General features: G+C 75.5%; 6 protein-coding genes and 1 pseudogene. 5 read left to right on the forward strand and 2 right to left on the reverse strand.

Annotation, left to right across the window (positions count from 1 at the left end):
- The first annotated feature begins 38 nt into the window (after positions 1-38).
- Together ACFVIM_RS01030 and ACFVIM_RS01035 are read left to right on the forward strand one after the other, a co-directional pair.
- Positions 39-840, forward strand: a pseudogene (locus ACFVIM_RS01030) (MerR family transcriptional regulator).
- Positions 837-1,532 carry a hypothetical protein gene (locus ACFVIM_RS01035; protein WP_384297071.1) on the forward strand — a complete coding sequence of 232 codons (696 nt, stop codon included), beginning with the start codon at positions 837-839 and terminating at the stop codon, positions 1,530-1,532. Before ACFVIM_RS01030 ends, ACFVIM_RS01035 begins: the two are co-directional and overlap by 4 nt.
- Positions 1,533-1,688: 156 nt before the next feature.
- On the opposite strand, the gene ACFVIM_RS01040 is transcribed toward ACFVIM_RS01035, so the two are convergent.
- Positions 1,689-3,140, reverse strand: a complete 1,452-nt coding sequence (locus tag ACFVIM_RS01040; protein ID WP_384297072.1) for an RNB domain-containing ribonuclease — start codon at positions 3,138-3,140, stop codon at positions 1,689-1,691.
- Positions 3,141-3,552: 412 nt separating this feature from the next.
- Here ACFVIM_RS01040 and ACFVIM_RS01045 point away from each other — a divergent pair, with 412 nt between their 5' ends.
- The 3 genes from ACFVIM_RS01045 to ACFVIM_RS01055 all read left to right on the forward strand — a co-directional run bounded on the left by ACFVIM_RS01045 (position 3,553) and on the right by ACFVIM_RS01055 (position 6,011).
- A complete protein-coding gene (locus tag ACFVIM_RS01045; protein WP_384297074.1) occupies positions 3,553-3,888 on the forward strand; it encodes a hypothetical protein in 336 nt (111 codons plus the stop codon).
- Positions 3,889-4,115: 227 nt separating this feature from the next.
- Positions 4,116-4,916 (forward strand): peroxide stress protein YaaA, encoded by an 801-nt coding sequence (gene yaaA, locus ACFVIM_RS01050; protein ID WP_384297075.1) that lies wholly within the window; start codon positions 4,116-4,118, stop codon positions 4,914-4,916.
- 477 nt (positions 4,917-5,393) lie between these two features.
- On the forward strand, positions 5,394-6,011 hold the full coding sequence (locus tag ACFVIM_RS01055) for a bifunctional 4-hydroxy-2-oxoglutarate aldolase/2-dehydro-3-deoxy-phosphogluconate aldolase (RefSeq protein ID WP_384297076.1): 618 nt from the start codon (positions 5,394-5,396) through the stop codon (positions 6,009-6,011).
- 184 nt (positions 6,012-6,195) lie between these two features.
- Here the strand turns inward: ACFVIM_RS01055 and ACFVIM_RS01060 are convergent.
- Positions 6,196-7,037: histidine phosphatase family protein (locus ACFVIM_RS01060; protein ID WP_384297078.1), on the reverse strand; the 842-nt coding region annotated here is incomplete at its 5' end.

Raw genomic sequence — 7,037 nt, forward strand, 5'->3', positions numbered from 1 at the left:
TCATGGTTTCCACTGGGGGCCATGAGGAGGTGGTCCCCATGAGGATCGGAGAGCTCGCCGCCCTGGTCGGCGTCACGCCGCGTACCGTGCGTCACTACCACCACCGCGGACTGCTGCCGGAACCGGAGCGCCGCTCCAACGGCTACCGCGACTACGGGCTGCGGCACGCGGTCGTCCTGGCCCGGGTCCGGCGGCTGACCGAGCTGGGGCTGGGGCTGGCCGAGATACGGGATGTGCTCGCCGACGACGCGGGCCGGGAACTGGTCGAGGTGCTGGAGGAGCTGGACGGGGATCTCGCCCGTCAGGAGGCCGATCTCGCGGCTCGGCGCGCCACCATAAGGCGCTTGCGGGACGAGGCCGCGCGAGGACGGCTGGCGGCCGAGGGGCCCGTCTCGCCGGAACTGGGGGTGCTGCTCGGGGCGCTCGGGCCGGGGTCCGGGCCCGGTACCGAAGTCTCCCCCATGGCGGCCAAGGACCGCGAGCATCTGACCCTCCTGGACAGCGTGCTGGCGCCGGAGGACCGCGCGCGGCTCTTCGCCGCGCTCCGGCCGCTGACCGAGGACGCCTCCCTGGCCACGCGCGCCCACGCGGTGTACGAACGGCTGGACACCCTCGCCGACGCGGCCCCGGACGACCCCAGGGCCCGGCCGCTGGGCGAGGAGCTGGCCGCGCTGATGCCGGACGAGCTGATCGGGCTGATGGCGGAGGGCCTGGGGGGGCACGGCGGGCATCGAGGGGGCCTTCGGCGAGGCGTACCTGGCCGACTTCGCCCCGGCCCAGGCCGTCGCCGTCCAGCACATGATCGCCACGCTCGCCGAGCGGACGGGGGAGCGGCGGTGACGTCCTCCGTGGGCGGGGAGCCGCGCGGCGGCGTGGCCGGGAGCGGCGCGGCGGGGGCCGCTGCCCCGGCGCGGCGGCGGGGGGCGCGCGCAGCCCTCCGGGTCACGCGCCGCCTGCTCGTCCACGAGCTCCGCACCTTCCACAGTCTCGGGCTGTGGGTGGCCCGGCGGCGTCACGCGGTCCCGCGCGACGGTCACGCGCTGCCCTACACCAGCCCGCAGACGGCGATGGTGTGGGGGTTCATCGTCGTGTCCGCCATGGAGACCGCGGCGCTGGCGATGCTGATCCCCTGGCCACTGGTCCACCGCGTCACCCTGGTGGTGCATGTCTACGGGCTGGTGCTGATGGTGGGAATGCACGCCGCCTGTGTCACGCGTCCGCATGTGGTGGCGGCCGATGGTTCGCTGCGGCTGCGGTACGGCGCCCTGTTCGATCTGCGCGTCCCGGCCGAGGCAATCGTCCGGGCCCGGGTCGAGCGCCGTTACCCGTCGGGCAGGCTCGTCCAGCCCCGGGAGGACGGTTCGCTGGAGCTGATCGTCGGTGGCCAGACCACCGTCACGGTGGAGTTGACCCGGCCACTGCCCTACCGGCGGCCCCTGGGTGGACGCGGTACGGCCCATACGGTCCGCTTCCACGCCGACGACCCGGCGGAGCTGGTGCGCCGGGTGGGGCGGCAGGGGGCACCGGGCTGAGCAGCCGAGGCCCGGGAGCCGGAGGCCGAGGGCCGGTGAGGGGCGCGGCGGGCGACGGGGGTGCGCGCCGCGTCACACCGGGCGCAGGAACACAGTCGCGTCACACCGGCCGTGGCAGCACGGCCGCGTCACACCAGACGCAGAAACATAGCCGCGTCACACCGGGCGCAGAAGTACGGCCGCGTCGTCCGGTGGCGCCTGGGCGAGGCGGAACCGGGCGGGCTCACCCAGGGGCAGCGCGGCGGCGCCCGCCACCGGTACCAGGACGGGCGGGTCGAGGAGTTGGACCGTGCCGAGGGTGGGATCGTCCTCCCGTACCTCCACGACCACGCCGTCGACGATCTCACCGGCCCGGCCCGTGAGCAGCGCGGCCGCGGCGATGGCCACGGACGCCCGCTCGGCCTCGTCGGCGCGGTGGTCGCCGTCGGCCATCTCGGCGGGGAGCGCCTCCAGGGCTTCGAGCACCCACTCGGGCACACCGCGCCCCGCGCATTCGGCGGCGCACAGTTCGCCCGCGTAGCGGTCGACGAGCCGGGTCAGGGGCGCGGTGCAGTGGGTGTAGGGCGCGGCGACCGCCGCGTGGACCGCGGGTTCGGAGTCGGGCGGCGCGCCGCCGGTGAAGACCGTGTACCCGGCGCCGCGCAGCAGGTCGCCGCACTCCTGGAGGAAGGCCGCGTGGCGGGTCAGCCCCGGATCGAGGGAGCCGAGGGAGTCGAGGGAGCCGAGGGAGTCGAGGGACCGGATGACATCGGCGTACGAGACGTGGTGGGGCCAGGGGATCCGGAGCGCCGACGCGCACCGCCGCAGCCGCGCGACGGCGCCGTCCGGGGTGAGGGGCGAGGTGCGCAGGACTCCCGTGCCGAGGGCCGCCATGATCTCGGCGGCGACCAGCCCGACGAGTTGGGCCAGCTGGGCGCACCAGCCGTCGTCGGGGCGCGGCGCGCGGTAGACGAGCCGGTATCCGCCGTCCGCCGCCATGACCTCCGCTTCGGGTACGGGGAGGGAGATCCCGCCGCGTTCGCGCTCCAGCGTCCGGCGGGCCAGTCCGGCCTCCCGCAGGAGCGCGCGCTGCTCGGCGGGGGCCTCCGCGACGGTGGCGGCGGCCCGGACGGTGGCGCGCCGCAGGTCGGTGGCGAGGGTGCGGCCCTCCGCGTCGAGGTCGATCCGCCACAGGAGGGCGGGTACGGCCCGTCCCGGCAGAGGGCTCGCGGCGGCGGTGAGCGTCGGCGGGTGCAGGGGGATGGCGCCGTCGGGGCCGGGCAGGGCCAGGGTCCGTACGCGGCGGTGGGCCTCGTGGTCGACGGCGCCGCCGGGCGTGACGAAGGCGGCGATGTCGGCGACCGCGTAGTGGAGACGGAACCCGTCCGCGTGACGGGCCAGGTGGAGGGCCTCTCCGGGGGTGGGGCGGCCGGGCCGGGTGACGGTGAGGAAGGGCAGCGGCACCGTCTCGGACGCGGTGGCCCGGGGGCGCCGTGCGGCGGCGTCGGCTTCCGCGAGTACGGGATCGGGGAACGCGCCGGGCAGTCCGAGACCGGCCCGCGCCCGCCGCAGCGCGACCAGCGGCGGCGCCTGGGCCGGACCGGTGATGCGCAGGACGCGGCGGGACATGGGACCGAGCGTAGGACGGGGAGCGGCGCCCGGCACGCCGACGGCCGGGCACCGTCGGCGTCTGCCAAGAGCCGCCGGAAGCCGCCGGAAGCTCAGTGAGAACGAGCAAGAGCGCTGACAAGAGCCAACAGAAGCTCATGGGAGCCGGCAGGAGCCGACAAGGGCGTGCCCCAGAGCGGAGAGGCGCCGGCAGGGGCTGGCGGCGGTCCGGGCACGCCACCCGGCGTGTTCGCACGCGTTCTCGCGACAACGCGCCACGGGGGGTCGGGGGGCCGCGCCCTTGTCCTGCCTGGGCTCCGCCGCCACCCCGCCGTGTATCACCCGTGCGAGTGACTGTGGGCACATGTGTCAGCGCTTACGTTGAAGCGAAGGGGGGTCACTCACGGTGACCACTGGATCATCAGGAGGCGCTATGCGTCGAATCATCACCACACTCCTGGCCGTGGGGGCGGCGCTCACGCTCACCATCTCCCTCCCCCAGAGCGCGCGGGCGGCCCAGGGCTGGATCAGCGTGGCCGGTGTGGCGTACCCGGATCCGCAGGGCTGCTACGCGGGGGACGGGCGCTCGGCCCTGACCGTGCGCAACGAGACCCGCATCAAGGTGTACGTGATGGACAACGGCGACTGCTCGGGGCCGCTGGTGGGTGAGCTGCTGCCCCATGAGGAGGAGTCCTTCGCGGCCGAGGACAGCGTCTACGTCCCCCGGTGCGACTGCTCGCCATCGCCCCGGACGCCACCCGTCCACTGACACCGCTGGCGTACGGGCGGGGTGGCCCTTCCGTCATCGGGCCCGCCGGGGAGCCGTGAGCAGGGACGATGGCGGGAGCGCGTAGGGTGGCGGAGGGCTTAGCCGGGGGGTGGGCCCGATCCCGTAGGACCGCCAGGTGCGACCGTCCGGCGAGACCGCCCGGCCGGACCGCCCGGTGAGAACATCCGCTGAGAATCCGCCGCGAACCCTCCAGGAGGAGACCCGTCGTGCTCGTGCTGCTGCCGCCCTCGGAGGGCAAGGCCACCCCCGGGCGCGGGGCCGCGCTCCGTCCCGACGCGCTCTCGCTGCCCTCCCTGACTCCCGCCCGTACCGCGGTTCTCACCGAACTCGTCGAGCTGTGCGCCGCCGACGCGGCCAAGGCCCGTGAGGTCCTCGGTCTGAGCGAGGGACTGAGCGCCGAGGTCGCCAAGAACGCCGCCCTGCTCACGGGCCCCACCCGCCCGGCGGGCGAGATCTACACCGGCGTGCTCTATGACGCGCTGGGCCTGGCCGATCTGCCGCCGGACGCCCGGCGCCGGGCCCGCTCCTCGCTCCTGGTGTGCTCGGGACTGTGGGGCGCGGTGCGCGTCCAGGACCGGATCCCCTCCTACCGGTGCTCGATGGGAGTGCGGCTGCCGGGACTCGGCGCGCTCGCCTCCCACTGGCGCGAGCCGCTCCAGGCCGCGATCCCGGAGGCGGCGGGCAGCGGTCCGCTGCTGGATCTGCGGTCCTCGGCGTACACGGCGGCCTGGAAGCCCCAGGGCGAGCTGGCCGGGCGGACCGCGACCGTGCGGGTGCTGCACGCGCGGCTGGTCGACGGGGTGGAGAAGCGCTCGGTGGTCAGCCACTTCAACAAGGCCACCAAGGGCCGTCTGGTGCGGGACCTGCTGATCTCGGGCGCCCGCCCCAAGAGTCCGGCCGCGCTGGTGGAGACGCTGCGGGAGCTGGGCTACCAGGTGGAGGCGGAGCCTCCGGCGCGGGCGGGCCGGGCCTGGTCGCTGGACGTGGTGGTCTCCGAGATCCACTGAGGGGATCCGCCGAGCCTCTGACGAGGTCCGGCGGGATCAGCCGGGATGGACCGGAGCCCGCCGGAATCCGTTGCGTTCAACCGGAGCCCGCCGGAATCCGTTGCGTTCAACCGGAGTCCGCCGGGACCAGCCGCGATCAGCCGGATTCCGTCAGGGCCCGGTGCGATCACCCGCGATCCGATGGGATCCAGTGGCGTCCAGCGCCACCCACTGCCGCACACCGCCACTCACCGCCGCCCGCTGGCACCCACTGCCGCGCACCGACACCCACCGCCGCCCGCTGGCACCCACCGCCGCCCGCTGGCACCCACTGGCGCCCGCTGGCACGCTGGCGCCCGGCGGCATCCGGCGGGACCCGCCGAGGAGACTCATGGGGCGGCCTCCCGGCGCCCACTCTCGTCCCATCGGCGAGCGATCTCATTGCAGAGGATGCAACGCTCGTTGCGTGTAGCGCGAGAGCGCGGGCAGGATACGCCCATGACCTCCGCACTGGACCTCGCCCCCGTGATCCCCGTCGTCGTCGTCCAGGACCCGGACGACGCCGTTCCCCTCGCCCGCGCCCTCGTCGGCGGCGGCCTCCCCGCCATCGAGGTCACCCTGCGCACCCCCGCCGCGCTGGAGGCCATCCGGCTGATCGCCGACGAGGTGCCGGACGCGGTCGTCGGCGCGGGCACTCTGGTCACCGGGGAGCAGGTGGACGCGGCCGTAGCGGCGGGCGCGCGCTTCCTGGTCAGCCCCGGCTGGACGCCCCGGCTGGTGGACGCGATGGCCGGGTCCGGAGTGCCGTTCCTGCCGGGGGTCTCCACGACCTCCGAGGTCGTGGCGCTGCTGGAGCGCGGGGTGACGGAGATGAAGTTCTTCCCCGCCGAGGCGGCGGGCGGCACGCCCTATCTGAAGTCGCTCGGCGGCCCGCTCCCCCAGGCCCGTTTCTGCCCGACGGGAGGGATCTCCCTGGCCAGCGCCCCGTCGTATCTGGCGCTGCCGAACGTGGGGTGTGTCGGGGGAAGCTGGATGCTGCCCTCGGACGCGATTGCCGCGAAGGACTGGTCCCGCGTCCAGACCCTGGCCACGGAGGCGGCGGCGCTGCGCTCCTGACCCCGTACGGCCCCGCCGCCACCCCGGCGGAAACAGACAGCGGCCCCGCCGCCACCCCGGCGGAAACGAACAGCGGCCCCGCCCGTACCTCACGGCACGGACGGGGCCGTACGCCTCAACAGCCGGCCGGAGCCGGCGGAACACCGCGCGCCCGCGCCGACGTCAGCGGGGCCGACGGCGCCCGTCAGGCCCGCAGCGCGGACGTGTCGTTCAGCAGCCGCAGTGACGCGTTGCCGTCGGCGTAGTAGGCCACGGCCGAGAGCGACGCCGCCGACAGCTCCATCTTGAACAGCGAGTCCGGCGGCGCCCCGAGGGCCAGCCGCACCAGGGTCTTGACCGGCGTGACATGGGTGACGACGAGGACGGTACGCCCGGCCTCGGCGGCGAGCAGCCGGTCCCGCGCGGCGGAGACCCGGCGGGTGACCGCCGCGAAGGACTCGCCGCCGGGCGGCGCGGCCTTCGGGGAGGCGAGCCAGGACGCCAGCTCATCGGGGTAGCGCTCCTGCGCCTCGGCGAAGGTGAGCCCCTCCCAGGCGCCGAAGTCGGTCTCGCGCAGCCCCTTGTCGATCCGGACGTCGAGCCCCAGCCGCGCGGCGACGGCCTCGGCGGTCTCCCGGCACCGGGCCAGCGGTGAGCTGACGATGGCCTGGATGGTGCCGCGCGCCGCCAGCGCGGTGGCGACGGCCTCGGCCTGGCGGCGGCCCGCCTCGGAGAGGGAGGGATCGCTGCCGCCGCTGCCGGAGAAGCGCTTCTGCGGGGTGAGGGCGGTCTCGCCGTGCCGCAGCAGGACGAGGGTGGTCGGGGTGCCGAGGTCGGCGGAGCCCCACCCGACGGTCGGCGCCGCCGTCGACGGCGGTTCGGCCGTGGCGGACCCCGAGCCGGAGACGGACCCCGAAACAGGCGCAGGAGCGGAGGCGCGGAACGCGCCGGACGCCCCGGCGCCCGCGCCCGTGGCGCCCGCCGTACCCACCGAACCCACCGCACCCGTCGCGCCGGAGGCACGCAACGCGCCGGAGGCCCCGGAGG

The sequence above is a fragment of the Streptomyces sp. NPDC057638 genome (genome assembly GCF_042800315.1).
Lineage (GTDB): Bacteria > Actinomycetota > Actinomycetes > Streptomycetales > Streptomycetaceae > Streptomyces.